Here is a 16,933-nt window from a genome sequence, read left to right as displayed (position 1 = left end):
AAGGACAAGTATTGCGTTCGTCGGGCTTACGACCCCGCCCACCGCGAACTGGACACCGCGGGCGGACTGACACATCCGGCCAGTTCTAGCGATGAGGAGGTCGTCCCGATGAGCAATTCAGAACGCGTGACGTTCGCTGGCAGTAGCGGTTCGCTGTCTGGGCGGCTGGAGACTCCAGAACAGCCGCCCACGACGTGGGCGGTATTCGCGCACTGCTTTACCTGTGGAAAAGACAACTCGGCTGCGGCGCGAATCTCTCGTGCCCTCACCGGCAGTGGTATCGGCGTCCTACGCTTCGACTTCACGGGGTTGGGGGACTCCGAGGGCGACTTCGCCGCGACAGGATTCAGTTCCAATGTCGATGACTTGGTGTGTGCAGCCGACTTCATGCGAGCGAGCCACGGTGCGCCAACGATGCTGATTGGGCACTCCCTCGGTGGGGCTGCGGTGCTTGCGGCGGCGTCGCGAATCAATGATGTCAATGCCATTGCCGTTATTGGTACACCGGCAGATCCCGGTCACGTAGCGGGCCTGCTGCGCCAGTCACGCGACGACATCGCGGCAGGTGAGGCGACTATATCTATCGCCGGTCGCGAGTTCCGTCTGCAGCGGCAGTTCCTCGACGACATCGCAGCACAGCCCCAGCGGGAACGTATCCGAGCGGCCGACGCTGCACTCCTAGTGTTGCACTCGCCGACCGACCAGGTGGTCTCAGTCGACAATGCCCGAGAGATCTTCGACATCGCGCGGCACCCTAAATCCTTTGTCGCACTTGACGGCGCTGATCATCTGCTCAGCTGCCGCGACGACGCCGAGTACGCCGCTACTGTGATAGCTGCCTGGGCTGGCCGTTACCTGAAGCACCATGCGAGCACAGCTCTGACTCGCAGCGGCCCTCCGCCTAGTGACGACGGTGTCGTACGGGTCGCAGAGCGGGGTGATGCGGGAAGTCTCACCCAGGACATCACGGTCGGCTCGCACCGCCTTGTTGCGGATGAACCTCGTCCGATCAGCGACGACATGGGCCCCACCCCGTACGACCTATTGCTCGCCGCGTTGGGAGCCTGTACGTCGATGACGATCAGGATGTACGCCGAACGCAAACGATGGCCACTGGAAAGCGTGGTTGTCGATGCCCGCCATTCCCGTGTCCACGCGCAGGACTGTGCCGAGCTCGACAAAACGAAAGGGTTCATCGATCGCATTGAACGCCACATTATGTTGCAGGGACCACTGAGCGCCATCCAACGCGACAGGCTCATGGAGATCGCCAGCAGGTGTCCAGTGCACCGCACTCTCCGCTCCGAAGTGGACATTCGCACCACCGGGCGACTCCGTGACAGTAATCATTCCCAGCTTTCACCAGCATCCTCGATCATCGGCGACCGCTGAGTCACCCACGAGCCCGAAGCGCGGATCATGGGCCGCGAACGCTTCATCGCATGAGCCCATTGCGTCCCGTTGGCGTCGTGCGGATTAATGTCCGGTACAGAAGTGGTGACAGGATAGTTTGCGCGAATGCGCATCCGACCGGGCACCGTGGTGCGCCGGAACCGCCCACAGGTAGCCCGAACCCCGCGGCGATGAGCTCGAAACGACTGCGTTGCTGTGCCGCAAAGTACGCCGATACTTTTCTCACGAACGCGATATCGCGTTCCTTCTCGGCGATCCCCGTACGGAACCGGGTGCCAACTCGGCACGCTCGATCGCGGTCAGCCACCATCCGGTGGAACCCTGTGCGCATCGGTGGCAGCGCCGTCCCGGAGCCTTTCGGCCGCCACCCATTTACGTAACAGGTGCTCGTGAACATTGAGCTCCCGGCCGATCTCGGCGACCGGCTGGGCCACCATCAATCGCCCGCCGAGCGGCCTGAGCCTTGAACTCCGCCGTGAACGACCGACGAGTCCTGGACATACCCACATCCTCCCAGCGGAACCCCGTGCCCCGCTATCTCGGGTGTCCACTGAAACCGGGGAGGCTCACCATACACCAATGCCGCTGACCAAGAGCGTAAGCATGCAAATAGTTGCGCACGAATAGGTTTGGTCAAGTTACTCGGGACGAAGCCCGCTGCGACCTTCGCAAGCCGATGCCCGAGTCAAATAGCGCCTACCAACAACTGTGGCGCCATCCCCGCACGATCGCGCGTGCTTGCCAGGCGCCGGGACTGCTTCATTTGGCCCGCAGGTGGCACTCTGTGGTTGTAAAAGGGCGTCACCGCCAATCCTTGAAAGCCTCAAGTAGTTGCGCGCGGAATTCCGGTGCCAACTCGCTTTCACGGATCCGGCCGACCGTGCTGATAGTGACCCGAAACTGCTGCAGGTAGTTATCGCATCCGTCGCATTCGAGCAGGTGCTCGTCGAAGCGCGCCCGCGTTTCGAGGTCGAGTGAGCCGTCCAGATAGGCAGTGACAATTTCGACGAGCTCGTTGCAATCGAGTGGGTTCACGACGCATCTTTCAGGTAATTTTCGAGAGCCTCTCGAATGACCGCACGGCCACGATGAAGCAATACCCGCTGGTTCGCAGCGCTGATCTCGAGTAGTGCACAGACCTCATCGGAATCGAGACCGAGCATGTCGCGCATCGTCACGACAATGCGCTGACGCTCAGGCAAGGTATCGAGATTGCGCTTGGCGACGTCGGTGAGTTCTCTGCTGAGAGCCGAGCCCTCAGGGGTGTCCGGGAAAGGAGTCGGTGTCTCCTCCGCCTTCCAGTGCCCGGGTAGCTCGTCGCCAGCAGCACGGAACCGCTCGGGGTCAACTGTGCCGCCGGTGAACGCTTTGATCTGAGTGTCGACGTGCCTGCGTTCCTTGAGCCCTCTAGTCTTGGCGATATTGACAAGAACCGTAAAAAGCCAAGTACGTAGGGACGACCGTCCCTCGAATCTGTCCAAGCCCTTGAGGAGCGCGATCCACGTCTCCTGCACGACGTCCTCGGCATGCTGCTCACTCGGCACGTAGCCACGTGCCACCCGCAGCATCGCCGGAGTGTGACGATCGACCAACCGAGCAAAAGCTCGATGGTCGCCGGCGCGAAGTGCAGCGACCAAAGCGCCCTCGTCTTCCGAAACCGTGGCTGCGGTCATGGTCACTCAGCGACTGTACCTACCGGTATAGCGATGGCGCTACCGACGGCTCAGCCATACCCGTCATACCTCTATTGACCGGGATTCCCAATCGGGTGCGAGCCGAATTGCCTACATTTCGGCAGGCCTGCGCTCTCGAACGATTTGGTGAAATACATGTACAGTTCGGCCGGACGATGCGCCGCGTGGTCTCGTCCTTGATAGCAGATGCTCCTATATTCAGGCAACGATTTTTGTTGCCTTTCTTGACGGCTGAATGGCGTGGAAGATTTCGCGGGCGAGGTAGCGCTTGAGACAGCGCATGACCTCGTTTTTGGTTTTGCCTTCGGCGAGGCGGCGCGCCATGTAGTCACGGGTGGGTTGGTGGCGGCGCAGCCGCACGACCAGGATGACATGCAGCGCCCGGTTGGCATCACGGTTGCCGCCGCGGTTGAGTCGGTGTCGGACGGTTTTGCCGCTGGAGGCCTGCAGCGGGCTGACTCCGCAGAGTTTAGCGAAGGCGCCATCGCCGTTGATCCGATCGTGGTTGTCGCCGATCGCTGCCAGCAGCGTGGCGGCGGTGTCGGGGCCAACACCGTAGACGGCGCGCAACTGCGGTGCGGCGGTGGCGGTGATGGTGTCGATGTGGTGTTTGAGCCGGGCGGCTTCGACGTCGAGTTGCTCGCAGCGCGCCGCCAGTGATTTGATCGCCATCGTGATGGCATCGGTTGGACTGCTTGGCGTTTCGGACTCAGACAACTGTTTGCAGGCCTGGATGAGACGCTTTTTGTAGAGGCCGGCCAGCTGTTCACGCAGCGCTGCGGGAGCGGTGACCAAAAGGTCCTGCAGGGCGGTGTAGGCCTTGGCGCGGGCGCGCACCGCACTGGTACGGGCCACCCGCAGCACCCGCACCATTTCGGCAGCACCGTCGGCGGACTTGGGGTCGCCGAGGGCTTCGCCGGCCAACACGATCGCGGCGGCTCCGGCCGCATCAGCATCGTCGGATTTGCCGTAGCGTGCCCGGCGCTGCCGTTTGGGGCGGCCGACCTCGGTGACCGGGATGCCCTCGGCGCGCAGATACCGGGCCAGGCCCGCGCCGTAGTGGCCGGGGCCTTCGATACCGACGATGACAAGCTGGCCCAGCCCGTGAGCCCAGGACACGAATTGGCGGTACCCGGCGGTGCTGGCTGCCATGCGGTGGCTGCCCAGCGGACGGCCCAGCTGATCGGCGGCGTGGGCGACGTGGAACTGCTTGTGCGTGTCGACACCGACGGTGACCTGTGGTTGGGTGGATGCGGCGATGGTGGATTGCATTGCGGCCTTCCTGTGACCGGGATTTCCTGGATGGGGTGAAAGGGCGAAGCCGTCGGGCGGGGACGATACTGCTACGGGATGCTTGGTCGCGCTCCTATCAGGTCATTCCGTCCGGCGGTTCCGCGCCGAACCAGGCACGGTCGACGGATCTGACGATTGCAGGCACGCCACACTGCTCGCGGCCGGTAAAGAAATGAGTCAGACCGCACCGGTTCGGACGCGGACCCTACCGACGCCCCGCTTCGCGAGGCCGCGGAAACGCCGGTAGTTCTTTAATAGCAGTAAGGAAAGTTATCACACCGCAGGTCAAGGCGGTCAGGCGGGCATCGGTCGCGCCTGCTGCGCGCGGCGTCTCGATGCGGCGGGGGCGAGGACAGTGAGGCTGGTCGTGCTGCCAGGGTGTGGTGGGCATTGAGATGCGGGCACTGGATGTCTGCGCGGGCTGGTGTTGGCGGCGGACGGAGGGCGAAGCGTAGGGAGCGGCGCGGACGGGAGCGCCAGCGGACGGGAGCAGAGCGAGCGTAGCGAAGCCCGCAGGTAGCCGCCGGATTTCTACGGGCTTCGGAGACGAATGCTGCAACGGCCATCAGCTATGGGCCTGCACAGTGGCGGTGGGACTCGTAGGCTGGCGGTTGTGAGCGGGGTTCTGACGCAGCGTGCACGGCGAGAGGCGGAGGCACGGCTGGCTGGGTTGCCGCGGTTGGCGCATGTGCGGGGTGTCGCGGCGGCTGCCGAGCGGTTGAGTCGACGTTTCGATGCGGACACAGCGGACTGCTTGGTGGCGGCGGCGTGGCTGCACGATATCGGCTACGCACCGTCGGTGCGCCAAACCGAGTTTCATCCTCTCGACGGCGCGAAGTTTGCCCGGTGGGCGGGTTTTGGGGAATTGGTCGCGTCGTTGGTGGCGTTTCACACCGGTGCGCTCGCGGAGGCTGCTGAGCGAGGCGTGTCGGGTTTATCGGCGTTCGGCGATCCACCCAGCGATGTTCTGGATGCGTTGACCTTTTGCGATCTCACGACCGGACCTGACGGGTTACCGATACCTCCGCAGGATCGCCTGAGCGACGTGTTAGCGCGCTACGGGCCCGAGGATCCGGTGCACCGGGCGGTCGACGCAGGTCGCGACGAGTTGCTGGCGACAGTAGGACGGGTACGCGCCTGGAAGTAGCCGCCCTTACTGCTCGCGGATCAGCCGAGGTAGGGAGCGTCGCGGTGTTGCAGGTAGTGGTCGATGCGCAGCCGCATCGATGGGTGCATGTCCAGGCCGGTCATGTCGTCGGGATGGGTCCAGGCGATTTCGGTGCTTTCATCGTCGATCGCCAGGGTTCCGCCGAGCACCTTGGTGGTGAAGGACAGCGAGAACTGTTGGCGGACTTCACCATCGGAGAACGCGACCACGTGCTGCGGGTTGGTGTAGACACCGACCAGTCCGGTGACTTCGACGTCAAGCCCGGTTTCTTCTTTGACCTCGCGTACCGCGGTATCGGCGATGGTTTCGCCGATGTCGTGTCCACCGCCGGGTAGCGCCCACAGGGTGTTGTCGCGGCGTTTGATGAGCAGGATGCGTCCCTGTTCGTCAGTGACGATGGCCGAAGCCGAGGGGACGACACTGTTGGGCTGCGGGGCGTTGGGGTCGTTGTAGTAGTCGGTGCGCATCGATGGGTTCAGCCTTTCGCGGTCAGGGGTGTGGCGTTGTCCCATACCTGGGTGAAGGCCTGTTCGAGGGTGGCCCAGAGGCGGGGTTCGTGGTGGCGCGATAGCACGAGGACGGGGTTGTTGCGTCCGGGTGAGCCGTAGATGTGGAAGTTGACGATCATCGCATCGTCGACGCGGAAGATCGACGTGTAGAGCGTGGTGTCGTGGGTGCGGATGTTCAGTCCTGGGGTGCCGGCGTGGGGGGTGAGCAGTTCGACGGAGGTGCGGCATCGGGCGATGACGGCTTCACCGATCCCCTCGTCTTGACCGCGCAGGATCGTGGTGGCGGTGTCGGGGTTACCAACGAGAAATCGCACTGCAACGCCGCGGGCGGCGGCGCCGAGGAGGGTGTCGAGGAATCCGTCGAGGGTGTCGAAGAGGAACGTGGCGGCCAGGACGAGGATGTCGATGCTGGTGGTGGCGTCGGCGAAATGCTGCTGCCATGCGGTGATCGGTAGCTGGGTGCGGCTGGCATACAGCGTCGCGGTGAACGGCCCACCCGATGACGTTGTCGCCAGTGGGTGCGCAGTGGAGGGCGGGTATTGGTTGGGCCACAGGTCGTACGGGGTGCAGTCGAGCACATCGGCGGCCCGGTGGGCGTTGTGTTCTCGGACCTTGTAGTCACTGTCGGCCAGCCAGCGTCGCACTGTCTTGATATCCACACCCACGGCAGTGGCGAACCGTGCGTGGGATAGGCCCTTGGCCCGTAGCCGCTGTGCGAGGCGCTCGTTGGGGATCGTCACGGCCTCAGCATCGTCGTGATCGTCCATCGTGTCAGCGCACATCTTCCCGTGTCGATTCTGTCCATCCTCTACGCGTGGTTCCTAGTTTGCCATGGGTCCGTCGCCACTCCGTGACGGTAATGCCCGTGCGACGTCCGCTGGTGTGTCTCGGTCGTGTCTGAAACGTCCGAGGCCGTGTCGGCAATGCCTGTAAATGTCCCTCGCTACGTCCCCGGTGTCCACGTGAACTGTGCCCAGCATTCGAAACGGGTGCAAGCAGATCATGAAAGGACCAGTAGGACAATGCGTTTGAGAATCGATACGTCAGGAACCCGGTTCATCGTCACCCGTGCGGCTGAGCCAAGGCTGAACTTCGAGACCGGCAGCCCGAAAGTCGACACCGCCACCGGGGTGCCGCTGTTTGCCACCCAGGTGCTGGCGTTGGATGACACCGGCGGTGAAGTCCTCAACGTCACCGTCGCAGGTGACCCGAAAGTGACAGTCACGCAACCAGTCTCAGTGTCGGGGTTGGTGGCCATCCCATGGGCACAAGGCGATCGCAGTGGTGTGGCGTTCCGAGCCGACGCGATCAGCCCCACCACCCCGAACGGTGCTGGGTCGAGTGAGCAGGCCCGTCCGCAGAAATAACCGCTGAGCGGGTTGGGGCGCGCGTTGAGCAGATCGTCGCGCCCCACCCCCGGGGAACTCCTGCCGACCATTTCGCTCACGAAGGGCACCTGACATGGCATTAAACAATAGGAACACCAACAACACTGAGCAGAATAATGATGATGACTGGTTCGGGGATCTGGTCATGTCTCTGTTCACCGCGGCCGGATATCTGCTGTGGTGGGCGGCGCTGTTCCCGGCCATCAGCCTCCCCATCATCGCCAGCCTCGCACTCGGCATCACCCATGGCCCGCGTGCGGGCCTAGTCTGCGCGCTCGCACCGAGCGTCGCGTATGCAGGCTGGGCGTGGCTCGATCGAGGCTCGTTTCGCGGCTGGGTGACCGAACCGGTACGCCGACGGTGGCTGACCTGGTCGCGCTACACCCGCAGCTGGGAATCGACATGCACCCTGCACGGCCTGGCCGCCCGCCTCGGCGAACGCACCCTCACACCCACACTGCGCTACGTGCGCATCGGCAGAACCACCGATGTGTTGGCGGTGCGGATCGTCACCGGCCAATCGACGGCCGACTGGCACAAGCAATCCGATGCGTTGGCCGCCGCGTGGCGCGCCGACCGGATCACCATCCGCGCGACCGCCCCCGGCGAACTGAAGATCACGTTGATGCGCGGGGATGTGCTCGCCGAACCCATTGGTCTGCCGATACCCACCGCGGTGACCCCGGTGGATCTGGGGGCCGTGCCGGTGGGGATCACCGAAACCCGCCACAGCTGGCAGCTACCGCTGCTCGGCCATCATGTGCTGATCGCGGGAGCCACCGGCGCCGGGAAAGGCTCGGTGTTGTGGTCGCTGATTGCCGGGATCGCCCCAGCGGTGAAAACCGGGCTGGTGCGGTTGTGTGTCATCGATCCCAAAGGCGGCATGGAACTGGGCGCCGGGGCACCGATGTTCACGGTGTTCACCCACGACGCCACCGACACCACCCTGGAACTCCTCCGCCAACTCGTGACGGTGATGCACGCACGGGCCAACCGGCTGCGTGGCCACACCCGGCTACACACCCCGACATCGGCTGAGCCGTTGTTTGTAGTGGTGATCGATGAGATCGCCGCGTTGACTGCGTATGTGACCGACCGCAAGGTCCGCACCGAAATTGAACAACTCCTCGGCCTGCTGCTCTCCCAAGGCCGCGCAGTGGGGATCAGTGTGGTGGCCGCGGTGCAAGACCCGGCCAAAGACACCCTGCCGGTGCGGCAGCTGTTCACCGTGCGGATCGGGTTGCGGCTGACCGAAGCCACCCAAACCACCATGGTCCTCGGGCAAGGAGCCCGTGACGCCGGGGCGGAATGCGACCGGATCCCCGACACCGCCCCGGGTGTCGGGTACATGCTGATCGACGGCACCGCTCAGCCGCAGCGGGTGCGGGCCTTCCACGTCACCGACCACGACATCACCACCCTCGCGCGCCGCTTCCGCCGCCCCACCAGCCGAGCAAGCAGCACCCGCCGGCCACGCGCCACCGATGCCGGCCACACTTCGGGTGAGGGCAACAGTGAACAGCGTTGATTACCTGGGCCAGCTCGCCCTGCCCGGGGTGCCGGACACGGTCGACACGGCGAAGGTGGTCGAGCAGATGGTGCGCCGAGCATCTTCGATGGGGTTCGAATCATGGTGGCGGCGAGCCGAATCAGTTGGATTCTGCGCCCACCCCATCCAACTCGTCGGTGCCGATGAATACAGGCGGGATCGGGTGGTGTGGACGCGGTGCAATAATCGCCGCGCCCACATCTGCCCCTCCTGCTCGGACCTCTACGCTCGCGACACCTGGCAACTCGTCCATGCCGGCGCCGCGGGCGGGCATCACGGCATGCCCATCACGGTGGCCGACCGGCCGCAAGTGTTCCTCACCCTTACCGCCCCCAGCTACGGGGCCGTTCATGCGGCCACACGCGGTGGCGACGGCAAGCGCGGCGTGTGTCGGGATCATCACCGCATCGGTGGCTATCGCCGCTGCCCTCATGGAAAACCGTTGTGGTGCAGCACCGTCCATGATCATGGCGAAGGCCGTGTCGGTCAGCCGCTCTGTAGCGAGTGCTACGACTACGTCGGGCATGTGCTGTTCACCTGGCACCTACCTGAACTGTGGCGCCGCTTCACCATCACCCTGCGACGCGCCCTACACAAAGAACTGAAAGCCACAGGTGTGGATCCGGACGGGGTGCGGGTCAGCTTCATCAAAATCATTGAACTGCAAGTCCGCGCCATCCCGCACATCCACGCCCTGATCCGCCTCGATCCGCACGAGAACGGTGACGACCCGGATCAGACCGATTGGGAATCACCCACCAGTGCAACCAAACTTGCCGCCATCATCGAGCACGCGGCCCGCACCGTGACGCTCGCCCTGACCGATCCCACCACCGACAGCGCCGTGCGGAGGATCAGGTTCGGTACGCAGATCGACACCCAACCCCTCACCGCATCCTCGGCTCCCGAGAAAACGGGTTCGGCTGAGCAGAATTCAGGTATCGCCGGGTCACTGTCAGGGAGGCGGGTGGCGCGCTATCTCGCCAAGTACGTCACCAAGTCCCTGGCCGACCTCGGAATCAGCGCACGACGCCTCTCCACCGAAGCGATCGGCGACCTGGACGTGTCCGAGCATGTGCGTGCCATCCTGACCACCATCAGCGCGCTCGCCGACAAAGGACTCAGCGGGATCAGACGGTGGCTGCACACTCTCGGGTTCCGCGGTCACATCACCTCCAAGTCCCGCCGCTACTCCACCACCATGACCGCCCTACGGCAACGGCGCGCCACCTGGACCCGCAAACAACAATCGAAGAGCACTGCACAACACCCTGATCAGAGACCGTATAGGGGTTCCAGCGGCGCTGTTGACGATGACGATCTGGTCGCGTGGGAATTCGACCGCGCGGGGCACGCGAGCCTCGGCGAACGCACACTGATCATCAGCGCCTCACTACGCCGCATCCAGCAGCGTCATACCGCGCGCGAGGCAAGACAGCCCCGCCGTGGCGCTCCTGTCGAGGTGCTCGATGGTTAGCCCACAACCCCACACCGCCAAGAATGTCCGAGACGAAAGATCGTACAGCCGTGAAGAGTTCACCGAATGGCTCACGGAATCGTGCGAACGCCAACAGGTATCGGTTGCCGTCACCAACCCCACCGTGCTGGCTGACATCGCGATGTTGCTGCGGTAAACCACGAGTAGTCGATCCCGCCGAGCATGACGAAGCGCCTATATGGCACTGTTCTTCTCCTGGATGCAAGAACTCCAAGCTGAGTTGTGACGGGTGATGTCAACGCCAGCGCCGCGTGCGGGCGAACCACGGTTCGAGCCTTGACATCACCCGTCACGACCCGCACCGTCGCCTGCGACCAGAGAAGACGAGGGGACGGTTGTTGTTGTCGTCGATGTAGTGCTTTATCGATGGTCTCGGTCCGGCGGCGACATCAGGAGTCGTCGGGGAGAGTGGAAACCGACGTCGATCTGTGACGCTGGGCGTCAGCTGTTCTCGCCGCGAATCTGAGGGCGGTATATCCCTGGGAGACGACCTGCCGGCCGCACTATTGAGGGCAGTAAGTGCTGCGGTTCAGCCTGCGATGACTCGGCGCACGTCGCTGCTCGTCGAGCTGTTTGGTGCCCGATTCCGGGCATTGTCACTGCGAGCGGCTTCGGTGATCGGCACCTCACCTTCCGTCCCGTCCGCCGCCGTAGTCGGCGCGTAGACGTCGACTTCGGGGAAGCGGTGGCGTAGCCGCGTGATGAGGAACTGGGCCCGGTCGATGTCGCGGCGAAGCTCGGCGGTGACCGAGCGCATCTCTTGTGCCCGTGCCGGGTGGTGCCCGCAGGCCCCTTCACGCTCGGCGACCGCCAGCCTCCGTGTCATGTCGCGAAGCTGCTCGTTGATGGCGGTGATCAGCAGCGCGGCCTGAGCGACATTCGGATCGGTCATGAGGATTATCGTGTCACTTCTGCGGTGACCTGGTGTGCCAGCGGACTACCTTCGCCGGCCGTCTGAGGTTCATAGTTCTGTTGGTTGACGGCGATCGGACTGGACATGGATCCTGGTGGCCGATGATCGAGATTGGCGAGCAGACGGTGTTGGCCGAGGTTGAGCGCAGACTGATCCAGGAGTTTCCCGGGGTCACGTTGGCGGATGTTGATGCTGCGGTCCGTAAGGCTCACGCTCGGTTTGATGCGAGTCCGATTCGAGATTTCGTTCCGCTGTTCGTCGAGAAGCACGCGCGCAGCCATCTTGCACAGCATCACATGGCAACCAGCGCCTAATTCCGCTTGGGTCGAGTCGCCCCCTGCCGTCAAGACCGGGGGCGGAGCCATGCGGACTCTGATCGCTTACACCTATTTAGCCCAGTTAACAGCAACGGCCGCGATACTCTGCCGGTTGACGTTGCCGTCAATCGGAAGGTGATCAGTGGCAGGGTTCGATGACAAGTTCCGCAGCGACCTTGCTGCGCATCTCGCGCGCTTCGCCGCTGCGCCGATCCTGTTCGCTGGGTCGGGGGTTTCGCGGCGATATCTCAACATGCCGGACTGGCAGTCACTGCTGGAAATGCTGGCAGGCATGACCGACCGTGAGTTCAGTTACTACAGGTCGACCGCCAGCGAAGACCTGCCGAAGATTGCCGAGCTACTCGTGGAGCCGCTCAAGGACAGGCTGTGGACTGCCAAGGAGAAGCCGCTGCGGAATAAGCACTCCGACAAGCTGATTCGACCCGACAGCGCGCTCAAGATCTATGTCGCCGAGGTTCTGAAGGACATAGGTTTAAAGAGTTCGATTCCCAGAGCGCTGAGGTCAGAGGTCGATGCACTGCGTAACGCCAAGGTCGACGCGATCATCACGACGAACTACGACCCGTTCCTTGAGACGGTCTTCCCCGACTATCGTGTGTTCGTCGGGCAGGATGAGCTTGTCTTCTCCGATCCGACTGGAATCGCCGAGATTTACAAGATCCACGGCAGTCTGGACGACCCGAACAGTTTAGTCATCACAGAGTCCGACTACGCAGTGTTTCGCGACCGCAACGCCTACCTCGCGGCGAAGCTCCTGACGTTCTTCGCCGAGCATCCGGTGATCTTCATCGGCTACAGCATGACCGACAGCAACGTCCAGTCGATCCTTGGAAGTCTTGCCAGTTGTCTCACCGACGAGCACATGTCGCGGTTGCAGGATCGGTTGCTGTTCGTGAACTGGCAGGAAGGTAGCCAGCATTCGATGGTGCCGACGGTTATTGGTGCCAATGCCCACAACGTGCCCGTTCGCGCGATCACCGTGCCCGACTTCCAGGCGATCTTCGATGTCCTAGCCGCTCTCGATCAGAAGATTCCGAGGCGGACCCTGCGCCAGATCAAGGAGAAACTGTACAAGCTCGTACTCGACAGTGAGGCTCAGGACAGGCTCCTGCACGTGACCGACCTCGACGCAGTTGTTGACGACGATGCAGAGTTCGTCGTCGGAGTGGGAGTTATTGCCGCGGTTCAGAAGCGTGGATACAAGATGGTCGCCCGCCAGGATCTCTGCCACGACGTGCTGCACGAGACAGCGGAATTCGATTCTGACTTCGTGGTGAAGATGACGCTGCCCGAGATGATGAGTCGTGCCGGCAATTTCCCGATGTACAAGTATCTGAGGGCGGCGGGGTATCTCGACACCAGCGGGCACATCAAGGACGACCAGGACATCTCACCAAAGTTGCTGAAACGCATTCAGGACACCAGCAACCTGCGGCCCAGCACCAGCATTATGCGCAAGGCGAAAACTCTTGCGCAGACACATAAGTCGCTCAAGGGGATGATCCAGTACTGCACGACCGATGAGGTGCTGGCACACTTCGGGGCGTTCGCGCACACCGCAATAGAGCCTCGGGTGCTCAAGAACTTCCTAATCGAATGTGAGAATGAATACACCGACGAGGACGGCAAAATGACCTCACAGTTCACGAAGGCGGTGTGCATCTACGACCTACTCAAGTACGGTCCCAAGGCGGACTGGACCGCTGCGTGAGTCCGATCTCGCCGGCTCCGGAGACCGTGACCATCTCCCATGGTTCTGCGGCAGTGGTGTCGTTGGGCTGGGAACTACAGCCGCGTAATTCCGCAGGTAGAGGGCCCGGTATCGACACTCCGACCTTCATGTGTGAAAATCGCACACATGGACCACGTAACGCTTGGACACCGTGTTGCCCGAGCGCGAGAAGACGCGGGCATCCCTCAGAGCAAACTCGCTGAGCTGGTCGACATGGAGCGCACGGCGCTGGTTCGTGCCGAGAAGGGCGAACGCAAACTCGCCATGACCGAGATGGTCGCCATCGCAGAGGCGCTGAGGCGTCCGCTCGCCTTCTTCGTCAACGAGCCGCTGCCAGCAGTGGTCAGCCGCCGGTCAGACAGCGCCCGACCCGATGAGACCTCGCGGGCCCTCGACGACGAGATCGAGTTGTTCGCCAGCGATACGCGGACGCTGCTCGACATGGGCCTGCTTCATCCCGTCAAGCGGGACCAGGAGGCACGTACCCCGCACACTCACCAGGATGCCGAGCAATTGGCGAGGCACGTCCGAGACCAGCTCGATATCGGCAATGAGCCCGTACACCACCTCGCGCACGTGTGCGAACGATTGGGGCTGTACACCTATGCGGCGTCGCTGGGCGAGAACGGACCTGACGGTGGGTGCGTTGAGGTCAGCCACGGCGTGGCGGTTGCCGTTGTCAACGGGCACGTTCGCTCTGGTCGACGGCGTATGACCCTCGCGCATGAACTCGGGCACTGGCTGTGTGGCGACGCCTATGACGGGTCACCAGGTGATGATCACGAGAAGATGATCATGTCATTCGCCATCCACTTCCTCGCTCCTCGTGCAGGAGTGGTAAAGGTCTGGAACGAACACAGCGAATGGAGCACCCGTGACCGTGCACTCGCTGTCGGAGCACAGTTTCGGCTGAGCTGGAAGGCGGCGGTCGGTCAGTTAAAGAACCTGGACCTCATTTCATATGAGGTGTTTCAGTCTCTACTGGACCATGAACCCCGCCACGGGGATTACGTTCGGCTGGAACTATCCTGGGACGACGAACCGAAATGCCCTTATCTTTCACCAGGGTTCGCCGCCGCATGTGTAGAGGGCTACACATCCGGTCGATTGACCGCCGCCAGGACAATCGAACTGCTTCGCGCAACGATGACCCGCGACGATCTTCCAGAGCGGGAAACGGAATCTCTCGCCAGCCTACGAACGCTGTTCGCGGTCGGTGGGGACTGACCCCGCCGCGCAATGGGTGATGGACACCAGCACATTCACCCATTTCTGCCGCGCCGGTCACAGCGGTGTCCTTGAGCGCTTGGCTCCTCAGGGCATCGTGCTGGTGCCGCGCGAGGTCGAAGTGGAGATCGACAAGGCAAGAAACCTCCATCCTGGTGTGCCTTCTGTGGATTCGGCAGCGTGGGCAGAGCGGATATTCATGAATGACGACGAACAATGGACAGCACTGCACGTCAAAGTGGTGCTTGGGGGCGGCACTGGTGAGCACATGGGCGAGTGCGCCGTCATCGCCTGTGCCAAACATCGTGGACTGGTTGCAGTTCTCGATGAACGCGCGGCAGTGGAACAAGCGAAACTGCGCCACATACCGTTCATCGATACGATGCGGCTGGTCGCGCAAGCTCACACCGAGATCTTCGACCGAGACCAAAACCAGACTATCGCTCTGATCGATGCCCTACTCGCCACAGATATGCGCCTGCCCGTGAGATCCGGCGCTGAGCTGTTCAGGTGACCCGGTTTCACACTGCCGGTCAGGTGTCACTCATGGCTGATCATGGCGCACCGGTCGCCAGGACTGATCTGCACAGTGCGCCCTCTGTGATCCGATGCTAAGTCGGCAGCGCCTGTCGCCGTTGACCAGGACGCCTGGCATGAACGACGAAATAGCAAGTCGGACACCAGCCGGATTGTCACACGGGTCCAATCTGGAACAGTTTGCGACAGTCGTGCCTGCGCGACAGAAGCGCGATCTACACACGCCAAACTGGCTGGACGCGGTTGATGTCGAGGCCGCGGGAGCCGGGGGTGCCGGGTGCGATGACGGCGTGGTCGAGTACTGATTTGATGATGGCTTGTTGGCGGTCGATGTCGAGGCCGTCCCATTGGCCGCGTAGCGCGTTGCCGGTGCCCACGAGGTCCACTATTGAGCTGGTGTCGGTGGCTTTTGCGATGTCGCGGCGGGTTTGGGTGATGCGGTTGGTGATGGGGTCGCGGGCAGCGATCCATTCCCGTGCGGTCACCGCGCCCTCGGCATAGAGTGCGGCGAGCTCGTCGAGGCGGGCCTGGTCGGCTTCTAGCTGCGCAGCGAGCGCGGCGACATCAGCGTCGACTCTGGCTTTCCCGTTCAGGGCGTCGGCGAGCTGCGGGGAGTCCAGTCGGGTCAGTACCGCGTCAGTCAACAGTTCTTCGACTGGTTGCGCGACCACGGTGAGTCGGCCGCAGCCGCCGTGGTCGGGGCCTTTGAGGCAGACGTAGCGGCGGACTCGGTTGGTTGGATTGTTGTGGCGGGCTTGGGAAAACAAGCGGTTCCCGCAGCGTCCGCAGCGCAGCATCCCAGACAGTAGGTAGGTGCGTGGGGCGCGGGTCTTGGTCACTGAGCGGGCAGTCATCCGGGCGAGGATGCGGTCCCGCTCGGCGGGGGTGATGATCGCCGGCCACGCCGCGGGACCGATCACCTCCCCGTGATGCTCGCGCAACCCGGCAATCCGTCCTGAGGCCAGGATGTGGCGGACGGTGGTGGTCTGCCACGACGTGGACGCGGGCGGGGCGATCCCGGTGTCGTTGAGCCAAATCGTCAACGATCGGATCGATGCCCCGGCCAGGTAGCGGTCCACCATCTCCCGAACGACTTTCGCTTCGTCGGGGCGGAGGGTGATTTTGTCGGGTTCGTAGCCGAACGGCCGCGCTGGGCCGTGCGGCAATCCTTGTTCGGCGTTCTGCAGCATTTTGCGGCGGATACGCGCGGATTTGCGGCCGGATTCTTTGGCGGCGAACGCGGCGAAAATCCGGGCCATGAACAACCCGTCATCGTTGCCGAGATCGATGTCGGCGGTCACGGTGGCGACATCGCGCACGCCCGCCACTTCACACAGGGTGACGAAGTCTTCCAACTCGACCGGGCGACGATGCAGACGGTCGAGGTTGTAGACGATCACCGCATCACGCGCACCGGATTTCAGGTCATCCAACATCCGGGCGTACTCGCGACGCGGCTTGCCCGAGTAGGCCGATACATCGTTGTCGACGTACTCATCGCCGACCTGCCAGCCCCGATCAGCGGCGAGCTTGCGGCAGTCCTCCAACTGACGTGCCACTCCCAGCCCGGTGCCCTCCACATCGGCGGAGATCCGGGCGTAGATCGCCGCCGACCGCACCCCGACGCGTTGACCGGGAGTTCTCGGTTTCGCCATGAGGGTAGTTTAGCGACAT

The 16,933-nt window shown here is 63.1% G+C and carries 16 protein-coding genes; 9 read left to right on the top strand and 7 right to left on the bottom strand.

The genetic code is table 11. The annotated features are described in order from the left end of the window. The first annotated feature begins 108 nt into the window (after positions 1 to 108). Complete coding sequence (locus MJO58_RS08170; protein WP_043079263.1) at positions 109 to 1,392, top strand: bifunctional alpha/beta hydrolase/OsmC family protein; 1,284 nt, start codon at positions 109 to 111, stop codon at positions 1,390 to 1,392. Positions 1,393 to 2,214: 822 nt separating this feature from the next. Here MJO58_RS08170 and MJO58_RS08165 read toward each other — a convergent pair. The 3 genes from MJO58_RS08165 to MJO58_RS08155 all read right to left on the bottom strand — a co-directional run bounded on the left by MJO58_RS08165 (position 2,215) and on the right by MJO58_RS08155 (position 4,379). After that, positions 2,215 to 2,448 carry a zf-HC2 domain-containing protein gene (locus MJO58_RS08165; RefSeq protein WP_023870429.1) on the bottom strand — a complete coding sequence of 78 codons (234 nt, stop codon included), beginning with the start codon at positions 2,446 to 2,448 and terminating at the stop codon, positions 2,215 to 2,217. Further along, positions 2,445 to 3,086 carry an RNA polymerase sigma factor gene (locus tag MJO58_RS08160; RefSeq protein ID WP_031354461.1) on the bottom strand — a complete coding sequence of 214 codons (642 nt, stop codon included), beginning with the start codon at positions 3,084 to 3,086 and terminating at the stop codon, positions 2,445 to 2,447. The genes MJO58_RS08165 and MJO58_RS08160 overlap by 4 nt, the downstream gene beginning before the upstream one ends. Before the next feature lie 219 nt (positions 3,087 to 3,305). Further along, positions 3,306 to 4,379, bottom strand: a complete 1,074-nt coding sequence (locus MJO58_RS08155; RefSeq protein ID WP_033711099.1) for an IS110 family RNA-guided transposase — start codon at positions 4,377 to 4,379, stop codon at positions 3,306 to 3,308. A 634-nt stretch (positions 4,380 to 5,013) separates the two neighbouring features. On the opposite strand from MJO58_RS08155, the gene MJO58_RS08150 reads away from it, so the two are divergent. After that, on the top strand, positions 5,014 to 5,547 hold the full coding sequence (locus MJO58_RS08150) for an HD domain-containing protein (protein WP_031354460.1): 534 nt from the start codon (positions 5,014 to 5,016) through the stop codon (positions 5,545 to 5,547). Positions 5,548 to 5,567: 20 nt separating this feature from the next. Here the strand turns inward: MJO58_RS08150 and MJO58_RS08145 are convergent, their stop codons facing one another. Together MJO58_RS08145 and MJO58_RS08140 are read right to left on the bottom strand one after the other, a co-directional pair. Then, the gene (locus MJO58_RS08145) at positions 5,568 to 6,035 is read right to left on the bottom strand and encodes an NUDIX hydrolase (RefSeq protein ID WP_023870426.1); all 468 of its coding nucleotides are present in this window, start codon (positions 6,033 to 6,035) and stop codon (positions 5,568 to 5,570) included. A gap of 8 nt (positions 6,036 to 6,043) precedes the next feature. Then, on the bottom strand, positions 6,044 to 6,844 hold the full coding sequence (locus MJO58_RS08140; protein WP_033720763.1) for an XRE family transcriptional regulator: 801 nt from the start codon (positions 6,842 to 6,844) through the stop codon (positions 6,044 to 6,046). Positions 6,845 to 7,099: 255 nt separating this feature from the next. On the opposite strand from MJO58_RS08140, the gene MJO58_RS08135 reads away from it, so the two are divergent. The 3 genes from MJO58_RS08135 (at position 7,100) to MJO58_RS08125 (ending at position 10,491) form a co-directional block, all read left to right on the top strand. Continuing rightward, positions 7,100 to 7,444, top strand: a complete 345-nt coding sequence (locus MJO58_RS08135) for a hypothetical protein (RefSeq protein ID WP_023870424.1) — start codon at positions 7,100 to 7,102, stop codon at positions 7,442 to 7,444. 94 nt (positions 7,445 to 7,538) lie between these two features. Continuing rightward, positions 7,539 to 8,993 carry an FtsK/SpoIIIE domain-containing protein gene (locus MJO58_RS08130; RefSeq protein ID WP_033720764.1) on the top strand — a complete coding sequence of 485 codons (1,455 nt, stop codon included), beginning with the start codon at positions 7,539 to 7,541 and terminating at the stop codon, positions 8,991 to 8,993. Continuing rightward, positions 8,950 to 10,491 (top strand): replication initiator, encoded by a 1,542-nt coding sequence (locus tag MJO58_RS08125; protein WP_074243904.1) that lies wholly within the window; start codon positions 8,950 to 8,952, stop codon positions 10,489 to 10,491. Before MJO58_RS08130 ends, MJO58_RS08125 begins: the two co-directional genes overlap by 44 nt. A gap of 550 nt (positions 10,492 to 11,041) precedes the next feature. Here MJO58_RS08125 and MJO58_RS08120 read toward each other — a convergent pair. Continuing rightward, a complete protein-coding gene (locus tag MJO58_RS08120; protein ID WP_023870420.1) occupies positions 11,042 to 11,404 on the bottom strand; it encodes a hypothetical protein in 363 nt (120 codons plus the stop codon). 131 nt (positions 11,405 to 11,535) lie between these two features. On the opposite strand from MJO58_RS08120, the gene MJO58_RS08115 reads away from it, so the two are divergent. The 4 genes from MJO58_RS08115 (at position 11,536) to MJO58_RS08100 (ending at position 15,236) form a co-directional block, all read left to right on the top strand. Next, entirely contained in the window at positions 11,536 to 11,739 is a 204-nt protein-coding gene (locus MJO58_RS08115; RefSeq protein ID WP_082273186.1) for a three-helix bundle dimerization domain-containing protein, read from the top strand. A 145-nt stretch (positions 11,740 to 11,884) separates the two neighbouring features. Further along, positions 11,885 to 13,474: an SIR2 family protein gene (locus tag MJO58_RS08110; RefSeq protein WP_033720768.1), complete on the top strand. Its 1,590-nt coding sequence runs from the start codon at positions 11,885 to 11,887 to the stop codon at positions 13,472 to 13,474. A 147-nt stretch (positions 13,475 to 13,621) separates the two neighbouring features. Further along, positions 13,622 to 14,722 (top strand): helix-turn-helix domain-containing protein, encoded by a 1,101-nt coding sequence (locus MJO58_RS08105; RefSeq protein ID WP_023870417.1) that lies wholly within the window; start codon positions 13,622 to 13,624, stop codon positions 14,720 to 14,722. A gap of 19 nt (positions 14,723 to 14,741) precedes the next feature. Next, positions 14,742 to 15,236: a PIN domain-containing protein gene (locus MJO58_RS08100; protein WP_023870416.1), complete on the top strand. Its 495-nt coding sequence runs from the start codon at positions 14,742 to 14,744 to the stop codon at positions 15,234 to 15,236. Positions 15,237 to 15,474: 238 nt separating this feature from the next. On the opposite strand, the gene MJO58_RS08095 is transcribed toward MJO58_RS08100, so the two are convergent. Further along, positions 15,475 to 16,914, bottom strand: a complete 1,440-nt coding sequence (locus MJO58_RS08095) for a recombinase family protein (protein WP_023870415.1) — start codon at positions 16,912 to 16,914, stop codon at positions 15,475 to 15,477. Between the last annotated feature and the right edge of the window lie 19 nt (positions 16,915 to 16,933).

Source organism: Mycobacterium lentiflavum (genome assembly GCF_022374895.2).
In the GTDB taxonomy this organism is placed as follows: Bacteria; Actinomycetota; Actinomycetes; order Mycobacteriales; family Mycobacteriaceae; genus Mycobacterium; species Mycobacterium lentiflavum.
Note: the sequence above shows the minus strand (reverse complement) of the source record. Positions and strands in the feature narration are given on the sequence as shown.

Bases quoted from the DNA above. Each gene is read 5' to 3' on its own strand.
- MJO58_RS08160 (WP_031354461.1), bottom strand. From the start codon at position 3,086: ATGACCGCAGCCACGGTTTCGGAAGACGAGGGCGCTTTGGTCGCTGCA.
- MJO58_RS08145 (WP_023870426.1), bottom strand. From the start codon at position 6,035: ATGCGCACCGACTACTACAACGACCCCAACGCCCCGCAGCCCAACAGT.
- MJO58_RS08100 (WP_023870416.1), top strand. From the start codon at position 14,742: ATGGACACCAGCACATTCACCCATTTCTGCCGCGCCGGTCACAGCGGT.
- MJO58_RS08140 (WP_033720763.1), bottom strand. From the start codon at position 6,844: ATGGACGATCACGACGATGCTGAGGCCGTGACGATCCCCAACGAGCGC.
- MJO58_RS08130 (WP_033720764.1), top strand. From the start codon at position 7,539: ATGGCATTAAACAATAGGAACACCAACAACACTGAGCAGAATAATGAT.
- MJO58_RS08095 (WP_023870415.1), bottom strand. From the start codon at position 16,914: ATGGCGAAACCGAGAACTCCCGGTCAACGCGTCGGGGTGCGGTCGGCG.
- MJO58_RS08125 (WP_074243904.1), top strand. From the start codon at position 8,950: ATGCCGGCCACACTTCGGGTGAGGGCAACAGTGAACAGCGTTGATTAC.
- MJO58_RS08135 (WP_023870424.1), top strand. From the start codon at position 7,100: ATGCGTTTGAGAATCGATACGTCAGGAACCCGGTTCATCGTCACCCGT.
- MJO58_RS08170 (WP_043079263.1), top strand. From the start codon at position 109: ATGAGCAATTCAGAACGCGTGACGTTCGCTGGCAGTAGCGGTTCGCTG.
- MJO58_RS08155 (WP_033711099.1), bottom strand. From the start codon at position 4,379: ATGCAATCCACCATCGCCGCATCCACCCAACCACAGGTCACCGTCGGT.
- MJO58_RS08105 (WP_023870417.1), top strand. From the start codon at position 13,622: ATGGACCACGTAACGCTTGGACACCGTGTTGCCCGAGCGCGAGAAGAC.
- MJO58_RS08120 (WP_023870420.1), bottom strand. From the start codon at position 11,404: ATGACCGATCCGAATGTCGCTCAGGCCGCGCTGCTGATCACCGCCATC.